Below are 17,031 nucleotides of genomic sequence, written 5' to 3'. Positions count from 1 at the left end.
GATGCCTGAATTCAATGCGCCGCTGCGTGATATGCGGTTTGTCTTGCACGAAGTGTTTGCAGCGCCAGCCCTGTGGGCGCGCTTGCCTGCGCTGGCCGATCATGTCGACGCCGACACCGCCGATGCCATTCTTGAAGAGGCCGCCAAAGTCACCGGCCAGTTGATTGCTCCGCTTAACCGGGCGGGCGATGAAGAAGGCGCGCACTGGCTGGCGGGCCAGGTCACCACCCCGGCCGGGTTCAAGTCTGCTTACGCCACCTACATTGAAGGTGGCTGGGTCGGGGTGTCGGGAAATCCTGAATTTGGCGGTATGGGCATGCCCAAAATGCTCGCGGTGCAGTTTGAAGAAATGCTCTACGCCGCCAACTCAAGCTTTGCCCTGTATTCAGCGCTCAGCAGTGGCGCGTGCCTGGCAATCGATGCCCACGCCAGCCAGGCGCTCAAAGCGACCTACTTGCCCCCCCTGTATGAAGGGCGCTGGGCCGGTTCCATGTGTTTGACCGAGGCCCATGCAGGCACCGACCTGGGGCTTATTCGCACGCGCGCAGAACCCTTGAGCGATGGCAGCTACAGCGTCTCTGGCAGCAAAATGTTCATCACCGGCGGCGACCAGGACCTGACCGAGAACATCATTCACCTGGTGTTGGCCAGGCTGCCCGATGCGCCTGCGGGGCCTAAAGGGATCTCGCTGTTTTTGGTGCCAAAAATCCAGGTCAATGATGACGGCTCCTTGGGCGAGCCTAACGCGGTGACCTGTGGCTCCATCGAACACAAAATGGGTATCAAGGCCTCGGCGACCTGTGTGATGAACTTTGACGGTGCCCGCGGCTGGTTGATCGGGCAAGCCAACAAAGGCTTGGCGGCGATGTTCACCATGATGAATTACGAGCGCTTGTCGATCGGTATACAGGGCATTGGATGCGCTGAAACCTCTTACCAGAACGCGCGCACCTATGCCCGTGAACGCCTGCAAAGCCGTGCCCCCACTGGCACAGTGGCGCCGGACAAAATCGCCGATCCGATCATCGTGCACCCGGATGTGCGGCGCATGTTGCTCAGCATCAAAGCCCTGACCGAGGGCGGCCGTGCGTTTGCCAGCTACGTCGGCCAGCAACTGGACCTGGCCAAGTACTCGGCCGATGCGCAAGAACAACAACAGGCCAGCGCCCTTGTGGCACTGCTCACCCCGGTGGCCAAAGCGTTCTTCACCGATACCGGCTTTGACAGCTGCGTGCTGGGCCAGCAAGTGTTCGGCGGCCACGGCTATATCCGTGAATGGGGTCAGGAGCAGTTGGTGCGGGATGTGCGCATTGCGCAAATCTACGAAGGCACCAATGGGATTCAGGCGCTGGACCTGCTGGGGCGCAAAGTGATTGCCAATGAAGGTGTCACGTTGCAATTGTTTACCCGCCAGATCCGTGACTTCGCCGCCCTGCCCGGCACGCCTTATGCAAACCCGCTGCTCGAAGCCGTGCAGCGCCTTGAAGACGTCAGTGACTGGCTGCGGGCACAAGCCACCCTCAATCCCAACGAAATTGGCGCGGCCTCGGTTGAATACCTGCACCTGTTTGGTTACGTGGCGTACGCCTGGCTGTGGGCGCGCATGGCGGATGTGGCGCAACGTGCACGGGAGGCAGAGCCTGCGTTCTATGACGCCAAGCTGGCCACCGCATCGTTTTACTTCAATCGCGTGCTGCCGCGCACGCTCAGCCTGGAGCAAACCATTCGCGCTGGCAGCAACTCTCTGTTCGAACTGGACGCTGCCAGCTTTTAAGTCCCTATAAAAATGGCGGCCTGATGAGGGCCGCCAACCATCATGCAGCGTCCATCAGCGGCGCGCAGCAGGCTCACTCACTTCATCGAGCTGTAGCACCTCACGCGTGTCGACCAGATCTGCGGCCGCTTTACCCATCGTCAGATAATGCGCGGTGGTTTTGTGGTGCTCGATGGCCGCCATGTCCTTCCAGCCTTCAATGAACACAAAACGCTCCGCGTCGCTGCGGTCTACATGTAAGTCATAAAACAAGCAGCCGGGTTCGGCCCGCGAGCCTTCTACACACGCCAGCAATACCTGTTTAAGGTGCTGGCCTTTGCCCGGCTTTGCGCGCAGCGTGGCGACAATTTTGATGATGTTAGACATTACTGCTCCTGCGCTGTTTGGCTCTTTTGTGAGGCTTTCAACGCCTCGACAATTTGATCTTTCAAGGCTAAACGGCTGGACTTTAGCTCAGTCAGCACCGCATCGGGCGTGGCGACGGCATCGCCTTTTTCGGCATCGAGCACCTTTTTATCGGCCTGCGCATACTTCTGTATCAGCGCTGTCAGGTGAGGGTTGTGAGCCTTGAGCGTGTTCAAGGTCTCAGGGGTAATGCCCAAGTCCTCAGGCAAGTCATGTTTAACCGGCATATCTGCACCTCATGTTCGTTGCGGTGAAGGGGGCAGGCTCACTCAGTGAACCCAAACAGACACGTTTGGCTGCTCGCCCAACGCCTGTTAAGCAATAGCACGCTATGGCGCACTCAGAAAGCCGCAGGTGCTCTTTAGTGCCCTGGATCAAAAATTTGTCAATTTAATGACTTGAGCACTACTTGCAGCATTTTTTTGACGAAACTTGTTTTAAATCATGAGCGATCCCCTTTTTGCAGTGATAGGATGCGCACTTTCTGGCATGCGCCAAGGCTATGTCCTACGTATGTACGGACTGATTTAACAGGGACGTGTACGAATAATCGTCTACGCTTAACAGGTTAAAAAATTAGCGCCATTTGTTTGACGTCATTAAGCGTTATGCAATCTGCGCAACCTGCGATGTGTGTGATCGTTGTACCCGACTGCATTCGCGCTATTTATTCGTACGCTTCCATGGGGGGACGTTTCGCTTGGCTCTTACCACTTTGGCCATCCGCGGGTTGCTGGATCAACAGATCGCTTTACGCACGGGAGGTTTGTACTGGGTTACCGTCGATCAACCGACTGACGCAAAAGTTGTGGCCCGCCAGTTCATTGAAGCACTGGCGCCGCAAATACCGTCGACCTTGATTTCCTGCGCCAATACCCCGCACAGCATCCTCAGTGACCTGGCACCCGATCGCGGCCCCGCCAAGCTCAAACTGTTCGAGATCCCCGTGCGCGAGATCAAACCGGGCCTGGCCACGCTGACCCGAGACATGAGCCGCGCCGGCATTGGTCCTGCGAGCCAGGTTGTATTGGTGGCACCTGCCAGCAGTTGGGGCGACAAAGTGGGGTCGCAGCGTTTACAGCGTTGGTGTGAACGGGTGCGCGCCTGGTTACAAGAGCGCCAGGCCACATTGCTGGTGATCGCTCACGGCGACGCTCAGTCATTGCACAGCGAACTGTTGCAGCTCAATGAGACGTTGTCCGGATTGAGCCGCTTGTACCGGCACAACGGCGATATTCGTTACCAACTGCACTTCTGGCATAACCGACTGGGCGTCAGCGCTGGCCAGGAATTCAAGCTGTCGATTGATAAACAGTGCTTCACCCTGATCCCCCAATCAGGGGTCGATACCCAGCCGCGCGTAGCGGACGACCAGCACGTGTATCTGGTCGAGCGCGCCGTGCTTGAAGGCTCGCCTTCATTGTCCAGGCATTGGTACCTGTTTGAAGACCGTCAAGCGCTGTTGCAAGAAGCCCAATCGGCACGGGCTGCCACGGTCATTGTGAGCATCGACAACAGCCATCAACTGCTTGAACTGGCGCAGCAGCTGCATGACCTGCGGGAAAAATGCGGCCCTGAACTGAAAATCGTGGTGCGGGAAATGGAACCGGCCGTGCGTTATCGCGATGAGCGCTTGTTGCTGGCGTGCGGTGCCAACCTGATTGTTCCCGAGGGCACTGTGTTGTCGCGCTTTTTGAGCATGATCGAAAGCGTGCAGGGCCAGCGCTGGCAATACAGCCAAAACAGCGATTTCGAAACCTTGCTGGAGCGCCAGCGGCCACCGCAAATTCGCGGTCTGGTCAGCCCGCGCGTGTTTTATGACACCGTGGAGCAAATCGTCGCAGACAGCTCGGGGGGTGTGACCCATCAACTGCTCAAGTTCCAACCGGTGCCGGGTCTTGAACCGCAGTTGTTCCTCAATCAAATGTGTTTGCGCCGTTTTGGTGACATCGCGTGCTTGCTCAATGGCGAGCTGTACCTGTTTTTGTTCGCTTGCCGTGCCGATGGCCTGGACCCTGCTTTGGGCAATATCTGCCGCCTGCCGTGGCGAGACCTGTTCAACCATCGCCAGGTGCTGAACGGCATGGCTGACCTGCCTGAAGACGCCTTCATGCAGGCGCCGGTGACTGACCTGGGGCTGTATATCCCGATTGAACACAGCGTGACGGCACCCCTGACACCGCTCAATCACCCGCCGTTAATCGCGCAAAGAATCACTTTGCCCCTCAGTGAGCCTGCGCCATGACGTTCCTTGAATTGCTCGATGTGATTGTCCTGACCAGTGCCGTGACGGTGGTGCTGACCTTGCTGTCACGGCGCATTCGCCTGCGCTTGAAAGTCTCCCTGGAGCAGTACTTGCGCCCCCGCTACCTGAAATCTCGCGGCGTACGTCGTCGCGCTTCTGCCAGTTCGTCTTCGAGAACGCCTGATGAGTCTGTTTAAGTCGTCTTCCCCCCCCGCCAGGATCGCCGGAAAGTGGAAAGGCCTGGGCGGCTGGAACCTGTATTTCCTCGCCAAGTTCCTGCTGGCCTGGACCGGGCACCTGAATTTTCAAGTGCTGCCCAACCTGATCTTCGCACTGGTGTTGCTGATCCCCCTCGCCCACCCGCTGCTGCGTCGTGTGCGCAGCGTGATTGCGATCCCGGTGGCCGTGGCGTTGCTGTATCAGGACACCTGGTTCCCGCCTTTTAGCCGTCTGCTCGCCCAGCCCGGCGTGCTCGACTTCTCGGTGGATTACATCGTCGAACTGCTGGGCCGCTTTATCGACTGGCAAGTGTGCGCCATGCTCCTGGTGTTGATCATCGGCTACGCATTTCTCAATCAGTGGTTGCGCCTGACCACCTTCACCCTGTTGGGTTTGTGCTGGCTGGGCATGGGCAACCTGCAACAGATGATCCCGCAAGTCGCCCAGCCGTCGGTGGCGAACGTGCAACCCGGCGCCGGCGCCCCTGTCGCCAGTACCGGTGAGCCGGATGACACAACGCTCAATGCGTATCTCGACACGTTCTATAAAAGCGAAGCTGAGCGCAAAGTCGAGTTCAAGGAGCCGGCCGTCAAGCCGCCGCCGTTTGACTTGCTGGTGATTAACATCTGCTCGATGGCCTGGGATGACCTGGACGAAGTGGGCTTGCGTGACAACGCGCTGTTCAGCCAGATGGACGTGATTTTCGACAACTTCAACTCGGCCACTGCCTACAGCGGCCCGGCGGCGATTCGCCTGTTGCGCGCCAGCTGTGGTCAAACCTCCCACGCGCAGCTGTACAAAACACCGGCAGACCAATGCCTGTTGTTTGATGACCTGCGCAAGCTCGGGTTCGCGGACGAACTGATGCTCAACCATACCGGCGAGTTCGACGGCTTCCTGCAAGAAGTGCGCGAGCAGGGTCAACTGCCGCCGCCCGCGCTGGGCACTGCACCGGGCGTGCCACGGGCGTATGTCAGCTTCGACGGCTCGCCGATCTGGCGCGACCGTGATGTGCTGAGCAAGTGGTGGCAACACCGTTTGGCTGAAGACCAACCCAACATGGCGCTGTTCTACAACACCACCACCCTGCATGACGGCAATCGTCAAGTCACAGCGGACGGTGGCACCAAACGCGCTGACTACAGCAGCCGCGCGCAGGTGCTGCTGGATGACCTGAACGCGTTCCTTAAAGAGCTGCAAAAGAGCGGTCGCCGGGTGGTCGTGGCCATCGTCCCTGAGCATGGCGCGGCGCTGCACGGTGACCGTATGCAAATCTCCGGGATGCGTGAGATCCCCAGCGATTCAATCACTCACGTTCCGGTCGGCATCAAGTTGATCAACATGGGCCAAACCCCACACACGGCCCCTGTGCATGTCACTCAACCCAGCAGCTATTTGGCCATTGCTGAAATCATTGCTCGCCTGTACGCCGATCCGGCCTTGAGCAACGGGCAAAACCTGGACTGGTCGCAGTTACTGAGCAACCTGCCGCAAACGGCCAAAGTGTCTGAAAACTCGGGAACGGTGGTGCTGGATTACAACGGCAAGCCCTATGTGCGAATCAAGGAGAACGGCGGATGGCTGCCCTACCCACAGCGTTTCAAATAAGCGCCGACATCCTCTCGCGCACTGAGCGGGCGGACGACATCGCGCGCCTCAAGTCGATGATGGACCTGCCCACGCTGGGTTATGTTGACGTGTCCGCGCAAATGGAACTGATGCAGGCGCTGGAGCGTTGGCCCTTGCTGGCTCATCTTGAAGCCCAGCGCCTGGCCCTGCCTGCGGACAACCCGGCGCTGACGCTGCAAAAGCATCCGGAGACAACCCGATGATCGCCATCAGCCTGCGGGGTATTCGCGGTGGCGTGGGCACCAGCTCAACCCTCGCCGCACTGGCGTATGCATTGCACGCGCTGGGTCAGCGCGTGTTGGTCGTGGACATGTGCCCGGAAAACACCCTGGGCCTGCACTTCAACCTGGACCTGGCGCCGCGCGATGGCTGGGCGCGCGCCACATTGGACCAACAACCCTGGCAGCAACAGGCCTGGACGGTGACGCCCGGCCTTTGCGTGCTGCCTTACGGCCAACTTGAGGGCGCAGAACTCACCCGGCTTGATGCCATGTTGCTGGACAGCCCGCAGTTGTGGAGCAAGCGCCAGGCTTCACTGGATCAGGCGTTTGACTGGGTGCTGTTCGACCTGCCGCAGCGCTTGCCGGGGCATGCGGGTAATCCTCAGTGTGCTTTTTCCTTCACTGTGCTCAACGCCGATGCCGCCTGCCATGTGCTGTTGCAGACCCAAGCGCGGCAAGACACCGTATTTGTGGTTAACCGGTATGACGCGGGCAGCCAATTGCAGCGCGATCTGGCCCTGATTTGGCACCATCGCTACGCCGCTTCGGTGGTGCCGATTAACCTGCACGCCGACGAAGCAATGGGCGAAGCCTTGGCCAGTCGCGAACCCGTGGGCCGCTACGCGCCCGGCAGTCTGATCGCCCAAGACATCATCAGCCTGGCCAGTTGGTGCCTGCTGCGTGGACGGAGGCAGGCATGATCGCCGACCGGTTCCCCTATACACGCTTGCGCCGCGATCAAAACTGCACGCGTTTTACCGCGTTCATCCTGGCGCTGATCCAGGCGCTGGGCTGGGTCTTTCTGCGTCTGGAGTCGCCTAACTGGCAGGCTCTGCGCGAACAGCACCGGCGCTGGTATCCGCATTTGGCCACTAAGCGCCCGACCATTGGCGACCCGTTGCGTTACGCCATTCAAACCGTGTGGCTGCTCATCGTGCGCCCCGTTGACGAAAACCACCTGCGCCGCCAGCGTGCCCGTCGCCAGTTTCGTGCTCGTCTGTATTCGTGGCTGCTGGTGCTGCAACGGCCGTGGAATGCGCTGTCCAATGCATTTGAACGCTTGCCGTCGACCCTCAGTCCGCAGGTGCACAAAGGCTCGCACTGGTGGAACGCGATTCGCTGGAAAACCCGCAAGGTGCTGTACATCGCCATCGGCGTGGTTGCGCTGGTGCTGATCCTGATTTGCGTCACCGAGCCATTCGACTATCTAGCGCAGTTGGTATTCGTGGTGCTGTTGTGGGCCATAGCCATGCTGGTGCGGCGCATGCCGGGGCGGTTTCCGACGCTGCTGCTGATTTCGCTGTCGATCATTGTCTCGTGCCGTTACCTGTGGTGGCGCTACACCTCCACCCTGAACTGGAACGACTGGCTGGACTTGACCTGCGGCTTGATCCTGCTGGCCGCCGAAACGTATTCCTGGCTGATTCTGATCTTGGGGTACATCCAGACGTCCTGGCCGCTGAACCGCAAACCGGCGCAACTGCCGGCCGATACCGGGCAATGGCCGGTGGTTGACCTGTTGATCCCTACCTACAACGAGGAGTTGTCGGTGACCCGCGGCACGGTGTATGCCGCCTTGGGCATTGACTGGCCCAAAGACAAATTGCGCATCCACTTGCTGGATGATGGCAATCGCCCAAGCTTCAAGGCATTCGCCCAAGAGGTGGGCATCAACTACATCGCGCGCACCGACAACCGCCATGCCAAGGCCGGTAACCTCAACCATGCGCTGACGCAAATCGACGGCGAACTGGTGGCGATTTTTGACTGCGACCACATGCCCGCCCGCTCCTTCCTGCAATTGACCGTGGGCTGGTTCTTGCGGGACCCGAAACTGGCGCTGGTACAAACCCCGCACCATTTCCTGTCCCCGGACCCGTTTGAGCGCAACCTGGGCACCTTCCGCAATCGGCCCAATGAAGGCGAGTTGTTCTACGGGCTGGTGCAAGACGGTAACGACATGTGGAACGCCGCGTTCTTCTGCGGTTCTTGCGCCATCTTGCGCCGCACTGCAATTGACGACATTGGCGGCTTTGCCGTCGAGACCGTGACCGAAGACGCCCACACCGCGTTGCGCCTGCACCGCAAAGGCTGGAACTCGGCGTACTTGCGCATCCCGCAAGCGGCAGGTCTGGCCACCGAAAGCCTGTCGGCACACATCGGTCAGCGCATTCGCTGGGCCAGGGGCATGGTGCAGATCTTTCGCACCGACAACCCCCTGCTGGGCAAAGGCTTGAGCTTCTTCCAGCGCATTTGCTATGCCAACGCCATGCTGCACTTTCTGGTGGGGTTGCCGCGCTTGATCTTCCTCACCGCGCCGCTGGCGTTCCTGTTGCTGCACGCCTACATCATCTATGCCCCGGCAGTGATGATCCTGCTCTACGTATTACCGCACATGATCCACGCCAGCCTGACCAACTCCCGAATGCAGGGCGCGTATCGTCAGACGTTCTGGGGCGAGGTGTATGAAACCGTATTGGCGTGGTACATCGCCCGCCCCACCACTGTGGCCCTGTTCAGCCCCTCGCGGGGCAAGTTCAACGTCACCGCCAAGGGCGGGATGATGGAAGAAAACCAGTTTGACTGGCAGACCGCGCGCCCGTATCTGGTGCTGTCACTGCTCAACCTGCTGGGCCTGGGCTTTGCGGTGTGGCGCCTGTTCACCGGGCCTAAGGATGAAATCATCACCATCCTGGTCAGTGTGTTGTGGGTGGTTTACAACCTGCTGATCATTGGTGCGGCGGTGGCCGTGGCCGCTGAAGTGCGTCAAGTGCGTCAAACCCACCGTGTGCAAACGCGCTTGCCGGGCGCCATCAAACTGCTCGACGGCCACAGCTACCCGTGCGAACTGGTGGATTACTCCGACGGCGGTGTGGGCCTGCAACTGGGTCAGGCATTGCAATTGCCGGTGGGCACCCCGGTGTCATTGATTCTGCAGCGGGGCACCCGCGAATTTGTATTCCCCGGCTACCTGACCCGCTCCAACGAGCTGTTCATGGGGTTGAACTTCGCCAAGCTGACGCCTGCGCAAAAAATCGAGTTCGTGCAGTGCACCTTCGGCCGCGCCGATGCCTGGCTCGACCACAACAGCGAGTTTGAAGCCGACAAGCCGATCCAGAGCCTCAGCGAAATTCTCGCCCTGGGCGTCAAAGGCTATTACCGCCTTTATGAATACCTGCCTGCCTGGGTGCGGCACATCGCCCGCCCGTTCATGCGAATCCTTCAGTGGCTGGGCAGCTTTTTGCCGCGCATGCCCGTCTCTCCCCCTATTACCTCCCGGCCAGTGAGCGAATCATGAGTCGTTTTTCTAAAAAAGCTTTCTTTGCCAGCCTTGCGCTGATGACCTTCGCCTCACAGTTGATGGCGGCGCCATTACCGTTGCCGGGCAGCTCACCGGCGCCATTGCCCAAGCCTGCGCTGGAGGACACCCAGCAACCGTTGCCGAGCTGGACCGTCACGCGCACCTTTGAGCAGCTGGGCCGCGCGACAGACACGTTGTTGCTGGGTATCAACAGTGCCGAACAGGTGGAATTCAGCGTGCGCCGCGACCGGATTGCCAGCGATGCGCGCTTGCAACTGGAATACACCGCCTCCCCCTCGCTGATCCCGACCATTTCCCATCTGCGGGTGTACCTCAACGATGTGTTGATGGGCGTCTTACCTATCGAGAAAGACCAGCTGGGGCGCAAGACCACTCAGCAAATGGCACTGGACCCGCGCCTGATTGCAGACTTCAACCGCGTGCGCCTTGAGTTTATTGGCCATTACACCGACATCTGCGAAGACCCGGCCAATAACACGCTGTGGGTCAACATCAGCCGTGCCAGCAGCATCACCTTGCAAGAGCAGGCCCTGAGCCTGAAAAACGACCTCGCGTTTTTCCCGTTGCCGTTTTTTGACCCGCGCAACACCGGCAAACTGGAACTGCCGTTCGTGTTTGCCGCCAACCCGACCCTGGGCGAACAACAAGCCGCCGCGATACTGGCGTCCTATTTTGGCAGCCAGTCCAACTGGCGCGGCGCTGACTTCCCGGTGCTGTTTGACACCTTGCCCAGCGTGCAAAGCAAAGAAGCCACACAGCCCTCAATCGTATTCGCCACCAACGATCACCGTCCGGCGTTCATGAGCGATCTGGAAAAATTCCCGGCGGTCACCGCCCCGGTGGTGCAACTGATCGATCACCCCGATGCGCCGTACAGCAAGATCCTGCTGGTCATGGGCCGCAACGAAGATGACCTGGCCACCGCCGCCAAAGCGCTGGCCCTGGGCGGCAACCTGCTGCGGGGTCAGAAGGCTACCATCGACAAAGTCGAGGCGCTGCAACCGCGTAAACCCTATGACGCGCCCGCATGGATGCGCACCGACCGGCCTGTGCGTTTTGCCGAACTGATTACCTACCCGCAGCAGTTGCAAGTCAGTGGCCTGCAACCGCGCCCCATCACCCTGGACATCAACCTGCCGCCCGACCTGTTCGTGTGGCGCAACCAGGGTATTCCGCTGCGCACTCAGTACCGTTACACGGCGCCGTCGGCCAATGATGATTCGCGCTTGAACATCAGCCTCAATGATCAGTTCATCACCAGCCTGGCGTTGCAGCGCAAAAACACCAGCAACCTCGAAGAGCTGCGTTTGGCGGTGCTGTCCAACGACTCGGCCAACGCCAACGACAAGCTGATCGTCCCGTCGCTGAAAATCGGTGACCGTAACCGCCTGCGCTTCGACTTCAACTTCGCCAGCACCGTAGGCAGTGCACAGCGTGACCGTTGCCAGACCATTCTGCCGGCCAACACCCAGGCGATCATCGATGAAGACTCCACCATCGACCTGTCGGGCTATCACCACTACATCAGCATGCCGGACCTTAAAGCGTTCGCCCGCAGTGGTTTCCCGTTCAGCCGCATGGCCGACATGTCCGAATCAATCGTGGTAGTACCGGGCAGCTCGACGCCGACGCAAGTCAGCACCCTGCTCGAAGCGGTGGCAGGCATTAGCGCCCGCACCGGTTACCCGGCCTTTGGCCTGCGCCTGAGCAATGATGTGGACAGCGCCGTTAAACAAGACGCAGACGTGCTGCTGTTGGGGCAAATGCCTGAGGATATGCGTGACAACCCGGACTTGAGCCTGTTGTTGCAACGCCAACGCGACATGTTGGTACAGCCTTACAGCAACGCCGGTATTGAGCAAAGCGCCCGCCGCGGCCCGTCAGTGGATGAACACAGCCAGCCAGCCACCCGGGTCGAAGTCAGCGCACAAGCACCGATTGCCGCGATCATGGGCATGCAGTCGCCGCACCATAACCAGCGCAGCATCGTGGCGCTGTTAGGCAATGACGATGCCGATTACGCCTTGTTGCGTGAAACCCTGGCCGACACCGGCAAGCTCAATGCCGTAGCAGGTTCGGTTGCATTGATCCGCAGCAGCGGCGTGTACAGCCAACTGGTCGGCGATAACTACTTTGTCGGCAACCTGCCGTGGTGGCTGCTGCTCTGGTATCAGCTGTCCGAGCACCCGGTGCTGCTGGCCGTGATTGCTGTGATCAGTGTCTTGCTCAGCGCCTTCTTGCTGTGGCGTGCCCTGAGCTGGGCGGCCAATCGTCGTTTGAAGGATGACTAAACCATGAAGCCCTTTGCCGCGCTCGCCCTGACCTTGACCCTCGGTTTGCCTGCACTGGCGAGCGCGGCCAGCTGTGACTGGCCAGCCTGGGACAGCTACAAAAAAGCCATGATGAGCAGCGACGGGCGCATCATCGACCGCTCTTCCGAGCAGTTGATCACCACGTCGGAGGGCCAGAGTTACGGCTTGTTTTTCGCCTTGCTGGCCAACGATCAGGCCAGCTTCGCGAAGATCTTGAAGTGGACCCGTAACAACCTGGCCGATGGCAGCCTTGAAGCGCACTTACCGGCCTGGTTGTGGGGACGCTCCAAGGCGGGCAAATGGCAAGTGCTCGACAGCAACAACGCCACCGATGCCGACCTGTGGATTGCCTACAGCCTGCTGGAAGCCGGGCGCCTGTGGCAGGTGCCCGAGTACAGCGCAATGGGGCAAAACATGCTGTGGCGCAGCGCCGCACAAAGCCTGCGCAAACTGCCCAAGCTGGGGTTGATGTTGTTGCCAGGCGACTTGGGTTTTGACAACCCAGAGGGCTGGCGGCTCAACCCCAGCTACTTGCCGCCGCAGTTACTGGCGCGGTTCAGCCAACTGTCGCCGGTCTGGAGCGAGTTGGCGGCCAATCAGCAGCGTGTGCTGATCGAAGGCTCGCCCAAGGGATTTGCCCCGGACTGGCTGCTGTGGAAAGCCGGTAGCGGCTGGGCCCCTGACAGCAAGGACGGCAGCGCGGGCGACTACGATGCGATCCGCGTGTACCTGTGGATCGGCATGCTGGCCCAGGACGCTCCCCGGCGCAAAGTCTTGCAAGAGCATTTTGCGCCGATGGTCAGCCTCACCCAAACCTTGGGCTACCCCCCGGAAAGTGTGAATGCACTGAGCGGTCAATACACCGGCAAAGGCCCTGCCGGGTTCTCGGCGGCACTGTTGCCGCTGTTGGCGGGCAGCGACTCGCCTGCCTACGCGGTGCAAAAGTTGCGTTTGCAGCAAGACCCGCCCGCCGCCGACGCCTACTACAACCAGTCATTGGTGTTGTTTGGCCAGGGCTTTGATGAACAACGCTATCGCTTTGACAAGGATGGACAGCTGCTACCGGCCTGGATTGACACATGCAAAAACTAAAAACATGGGCGTTTTTGCTCACGGGATTGTCAACCACGGCCCTCGCTCAGCCCGCCACGGTGCAAGAACAACAACAATGGTTGCTGGAGCAAGTGCGAGTCGGTGAGGCCATGTACCGCGAAGACCTGGTGCGCGATTCTTTGGCGCGACTGGAACTCATCGCCCCCAACAATCCCCAAGCGCTGGTGGCGTCTATTCGTCAGGCGCTGCTGGAAAAAAAACCTGATCTGGCCCGCGAGCGCCTCGACCATTTGCAGCAAGTAGCCCCCGGTTCTGGCGCGTTACGTCAGGCCCAAAGCCTGATGAAGCTGCAAGACCCGCAGAGTCAAAAAGCCCTGCAACAGGCGCGATTGTTCGCCGCTGCGGGGCGCCCGGAAGAGTCGACAGCCATTTTTGAACAGCTGTTTGGCGACGCCCCGCCTGACTTTGCCACGGCGCTGGAGTACCTGCGTATTCGCAGCAACATTCCCGGCCAACGGCCCAAGGTGATTGAGCAACTGCGCACCCTCGACGGCCAGTACCCCGGCAACGCCGGTTTGCGACAAACCCTGGTCGATTTGCTGTTCAGAGAAAAGCGCGCGCCCGAGGCGCTGGCCGTGCTGGAGCAGTTGGCCACCGATCCGCAGGCGAGCAATGCGGCGGCAGATCGAGAGTATGAATACCTCAACACCTTGCCCGTCGACCGCAAAACCGTGCAGGCATGGCAGGCGTTTATCAAACGCTACCCCGCCTCCCCGACGGTGCTTGAGGCCAACAAAACCTTGCACACCCAACAGCGCCTGCTGGCGGACCCGGCCTGGCTGGCGGGTGCGCAGGGCAAGCAAATGATCGAGCAGCAACGCACCCCGGTGGTGGCCGAAGGTCTGCTGCGCCGTGCGATCAAAAGCTACCCCGACGATCCAAGCCTTTACGGCGCACTGGGTTTGGCGCTGCTGCGTCAAAGTCGTTATGAAGACGCCAACGCCACATTCATCAAAGCGCGCAACAAAGAGCAAGACACCTCGTTCATGAGCCAATGGCAAGACCTGATGGACGCCAGTCATTACTTGATGCTGCTCAGTCAGGGCGACAAAGCACTGGATCGCAAAGACTACGCCACGGCGCGCAGAGCCTTCGAACAAGCGCGCAAAGCCAAACCCGGCGATGCCGATGCCTTGATTGGCCTGGCCGGTGTCGCTCGGGGCGAACTCAACGACATTCAAGCCGAAGCCTTGTTGCTGCAAGCCCGCAAACTGGAACCGGGTAACGCCAGCGCAGTACGCGCGCTGGTGCGTTTGTACAGCGCGCAATCGCCAGAAAAAGCCAAAGCCTTTCTTAACAGCTTGCCCGCCGCCAGCCAGAAAGAATTCGCCAGCCTGCGTCAGGGTTTTGAGCTGGATGAACTCAACCAGCAGGCCGATACCGCGACCGCCCGCAAGGACTGGCCGCAGGTGGTCGCGCTACTCAGCAAAATCCGCAACCTGACCCCGGACGAGCCGTGGTTGACCTATCGCCTGGCCAACGCGCAGCGTGAAATCAACCAGCCGGGCGCCGCCGATGACAGTTTCAAGCAACTGATACGCCGTCAGGGGCACAACCCTGAAGCGCTGTATGCCTACGCGCTGTACCTGTCGGGCACTGAGCGCGACGCCAGCGCGTTAAGCGCGCTGGAACAACTGCCGCGCCCGCAGTGGACTGAGGCCATGCGCGAGCTGGGCGCGCGCTTGCACCGTAATGTGCTGGTGGCGCGTGCGCAAAGTTTGCGCGAGGCGGGTCAGGAGCCACAAGCCATCGCGTTGCTGATGCAAGCGCCCAACAACGATGACCTGATGACGGTCGCGGGTTGGGCGCAGGAACGGGGGGACTACGATCAAGCGCAGCGCCTCTATAGTCAGGTGTTGCAAAAGCAGCCGGACAATACCGAAGCGCATCTGGGCCAGATTGAGAACCTGATTGCCAACCAGCAATTGGCGCCAGCGCGTCAACAGTTGGCGCAGTTCAAACCCTCAGCGGGAGCTGTATTGAGCGCATCGCAGCAACGTCGCCTGGCCAATGCCTGGTCTGAGGTTGGTGAACCCGACAAAGCCAGCGTGTTGTTCGCCGAACTGCTCAAAACCCCGCAGGCTGATCCGGTGGTGTACCGCGATGCCGCGCGGTTGATCGCGGCCAAACAGCCACGACAGGCACTGGACTATTACGCCAAGGGCATGGCCGGTGCCGGGTTGATGACCCCTGCACAAGCCGAACCGCGGGATAACCGCGCCATGACCTTGGCCAGCCGTGCCAAAGACAATGACGAGTGGTTGGCCAGCAGCTTGCGCAGTGATGTGGACAGCCTCTATCAACGGCAAAACCCGACGGTGCACCTGTACACCGATTACGGCTGGCGTTCGGACGATGCCTCCAAAGGCACCTCGGACACCGACACCACAACCACCATTTTGCAGTTGGACCTGCCCATTGCCGATGGCACAGGCTGGGTGCGCGCAGAACAGCTGGACATGGACGCCGGTAAATTCGACACCGACGCCGACGGCCGGGTGCGCGAGCAATACGGCACCTGTGGCGTCGGCGTACGTCAAAAAGACTCGAACCGTCTGCTGTATCCGGGGTGCGACAACCACTCGCAATCGGCGCGTGGCACCACGATGGCCACCGGCTGGAAAAATGACACCTGGGACATCGACATCGGCCGCACCCCAGATACCTTTGATGTGCCCAACTGGCTGGGGGGTGTGGCCTACAGTGACAAAATCGGTTCGCTGGGCTGGACCCTGACCGGGTCGCGTCGCCCATTGAGTAACTCGATCCTGTCTTATGCTGGCGCCAAGGACCGCACCACCGGGATCACGTGGGGCGGTGTGACCTCCAATGGCCTCACATTGGGGCTGAGTCACGACGAAGGTGGCGTGGATGGCGTATGGGCCAGCCTGGGTCAACACTGGTTGCGCGGTAAAAACGTCGAGAACAACCACAAAACCACCGCAATGGGCGGTTACTACTACCGTTTGATGGAGCGCGCGGATGAACGCATGCGCACCGGCCTGACCCTTATGTATTGGGGGTACGACAAGGACCTGAGCGAATACACCTTGGGCCAGGGCGGTTATTACAGCCCGCAGGAGTACTACTCGATTGGCGTGCCGTTGAACTATGCCTTCAGGACGGCTAACTGGTCGGTGTCACTCGAAAGCTCGCTGAGCTGGTCCCATGCGCACAGCAGCTCAAGCGATTTGTACCCATTGAGTGGTTTGAATTCGAAAATTTCAGACGCTGTGATTGATCTGGGTTTTGACGGTGTCGCCATGGGAGGTGAAACCAAGGGTGGCAGCAGCAGCGGCTTTGGTTACCGCTTGCAGGGCCTGGTTGAGCGCAGGTTGACCGACAATCTGGTGTTGGGCGGTGGCGTGCTCTACCAACACAGCGACGACTACGCACCCAGCCGTGCGTTGATGTACCTGCGGTATACGTTTGACACCTGGCAAGGCAATTTGCCGTTGCCGGTAGAACCGTTGATACCGTACGCCGACTTCCGGTAATGGCCAACGCCACACGTGTAATCGCTGTCGAGGTACGAAGCCCTCGTAAACCTGGTGATTGCGGTGTGTCTGAAACACCAAGGTGAATGGCTTTACGACGGTTTCACCGCCGGACGTAGCTTCGCATTACTCGTCAACGACTACCCTGTAGTCGCTGTCGAGGCGCGAAGCGCTCGTAAACCCGGCGAATGCAGTGTGTCTGCAACACCAAGGTGAATGGCTTTACGACGGCTTCCCCGCCGGACGTAGCCTCGCATTACTCGTCAACGACTACCCTGTAGTCGCTGTCGAGGC

General features: G+C 59.9%; 12 protein-coding genes. 10 read left to right on the top strand and 2 right to left on the bottom strand.

Features of this window, described 5'->3' with window-relative positions:
- The first annotated feature begins 1 nt into the window (after position 1).
- Entirely contained in the window at positions 2 to 1,774 is a 1,773-nt protein-coding gene (locus AP059_RS05305) for an acyl-CoA dehydrogenase C-terminal domain-containing protein (protein ID WP_059762309.1), read from the top strand.
- A gap of 54 nt (positions 1,775 to 1,828) precedes the next feature.
- On the opposite strand, the gene AP059_RS05300 is transcribed toward AP059_RS05305, so the two are convergent.
- Both AP059_RS05300 and AP059_RS05295 read right to left on the bottom strand, forming a co-directional pair.
- A complete protein-coding gene (locus AP059_RS05300) occupies positions 1,829 to 2,140 on the bottom strand; it encodes a putative quinol monooxygenase (RefSeq protein ID WP_059762308.1) in 312 nt (103 codons plus the stop codon).
- A complete protein-coding gene (locus AP059_RS05295; protein WP_059762307.1) occupies positions 2,140 to 2,406 on the bottom strand; it encodes a YdcH family protein in 267 nt (88 codons plus the stop codon). Before AP059_RS05295 ends, AP059_RS05300 begins: the two co-directional genes overlap by 1 nt.
- Before the next feature lie 473 nt (positions 2,407 to 2,879).
- On the opposite strand from AP059_RS05295, the gene bcsE reads away from it, so the two are divergent.
- The 9 genes from bcsE to bcsC are packed head-to-tail and all read left to right on the top strand — an operon-like array spanning position 2,880 to position 16,737.
- Positions 2,880 to 4,424, top strand: a complete 1,545-nt coding sequence (bcsE, locus tag AP059_RS05290) for a cellulose biosynthesis protein BcsE (protein WP_059762306.1) — start codon at positions 2,880 to 2,882, stop codon at positions 4,422 to 4,424.
- A complete protein-coding gene (bcsF, locus tag AP059_RS05285; RefSeq protein ID WP_059762305.1) occupies positions 4,421 to 4,621 on the top strand; it encodes a cellulose biosynthesis protein BcsF in 201 nt (66 codons plus the stop codon). The genes bcsE and bcsF overlap by 4 nt, the downstream gene beginning before the upstream one ends.
- The gene (gene bcsG / locus AP059_RS05280) at positions 4,608 to 6,251 is read left to right on the top strand and encodes a cellulose biosynthesis protein BcsG (RefSeq protein WP_059762304.1); all 1,644 of its coding nucleotides are present in this window, start codon (positions 4,608 to 4,610) and stop codon (positions 6,249 to 6,251) included. Before bcsF ends, bcsG begins: the two co-directional genes overlap by 14 nt.
- Positions 6,221 to 6,475 (top strand): cellulose biosynthesis protein BcsR, encoded by a 255-nt coding sequence (gene bcsR / locus AP059_RS05275; protein WP_059762303.1) that lies wholly within the window; start codon positions 6,221 to 6,223, stop codon positions 6,473 to 6,475. Before bcsG ends, bcsR begins: the two co-directional genes overlap by 31 nt.
- Positions 6,472 to 7,194: a cellulose biosynthesis protein BcsQ gene (gene bcsQ / locus AP059_RS05270; protein WP_059762302.1), complete on the top strand. Its 723-nt coding sequence runs from the start codon at positions 6,472 to 6,474 to the stop codon at positions 7,192 to 7,194. Before bcsR ends, bcsQ begins: the two co-directional genes overlap by 4 nt.
- Positions 7,191 to 9,791, top strand: a complete 2,601-nt coding sequence (gene bcsA, locus AP059_RS05265) for a UDP-forming cellulose synthase catalytic subunit (protein WP_059762301.1) — start codon at positions 7,191 to 7,193, stop codon at positions 9,789 to 9,791. The genes bcsQ and bcsA overlap by 4 nt, the downstream gene beginning before the upstream one ends.
- The gene (bcsB, locus tag AP059_RS05260; RefSeq protein ID WP_059762300.1) at positions 9,788 to 12,106 is read left to right on the top strand and encodes a cellulose biosynthesis cyclic di-GMP-binding regulatory protein BcsB; all 2,319 of its coding nucleotides are present in this window, start codon (positions 9,788 to 9,790) and stop codon (positions 12,104 to 12,106) included. The genes bcsA and bcsB overlap by 4 nt, the downstream gene beginning before the upstream one ends.
- Before the next feature lie 3 nt (positions 12,107 to 12,109).
- Positions 12,110 to 13,219: a cellulose synthase complex periplasmic endoglucanase BcsZ gene (bcsZ, locus tag AP059_RS05255; RefSeq protein WP_059762299.1), complete on the top strand. Its 1,110-nt coding sequence runs from the start codon at positions 12,110 to 12,112 to the stop codon at positions 13,217 to 13,219.
- Positions 13,207 to 16,737: a cellulose synthase complex outer membrane protein BcsC gene (gene bcsC / locus AP059_RS05250; RefSeq protein WP_059762298.1), complete on the top strand. Its 3,531-nt coding sequence runs from the start codon at positions 13,207 to 13,209 to the stop codon at positions 16,735 to 16,737. Before bcsZ ends, bcsC begins: the two co-directional genes overlap by 13 nt.
- The last annotated feature ends 294 nt before the right edge of the window (positions 16,738 to 17,031 follow it).

This window comes from Pseudomonas sp. TAA207 (genome assembly GCF_001529285.1).
GTDB classification, from domain to species: Bacteria; Pseudomonadota; Gammaproteobacteria; order Pseudomonadales; family Pseudomonadaceae; genus Aquipseudomonas; species Aquipseudomonas weihenstephanensis.
The sequence above is the reverse complement of the archived record's forward strand: the minus strand, read 5'-3'. Positions and strand labels throughout refer to the sequence as shown.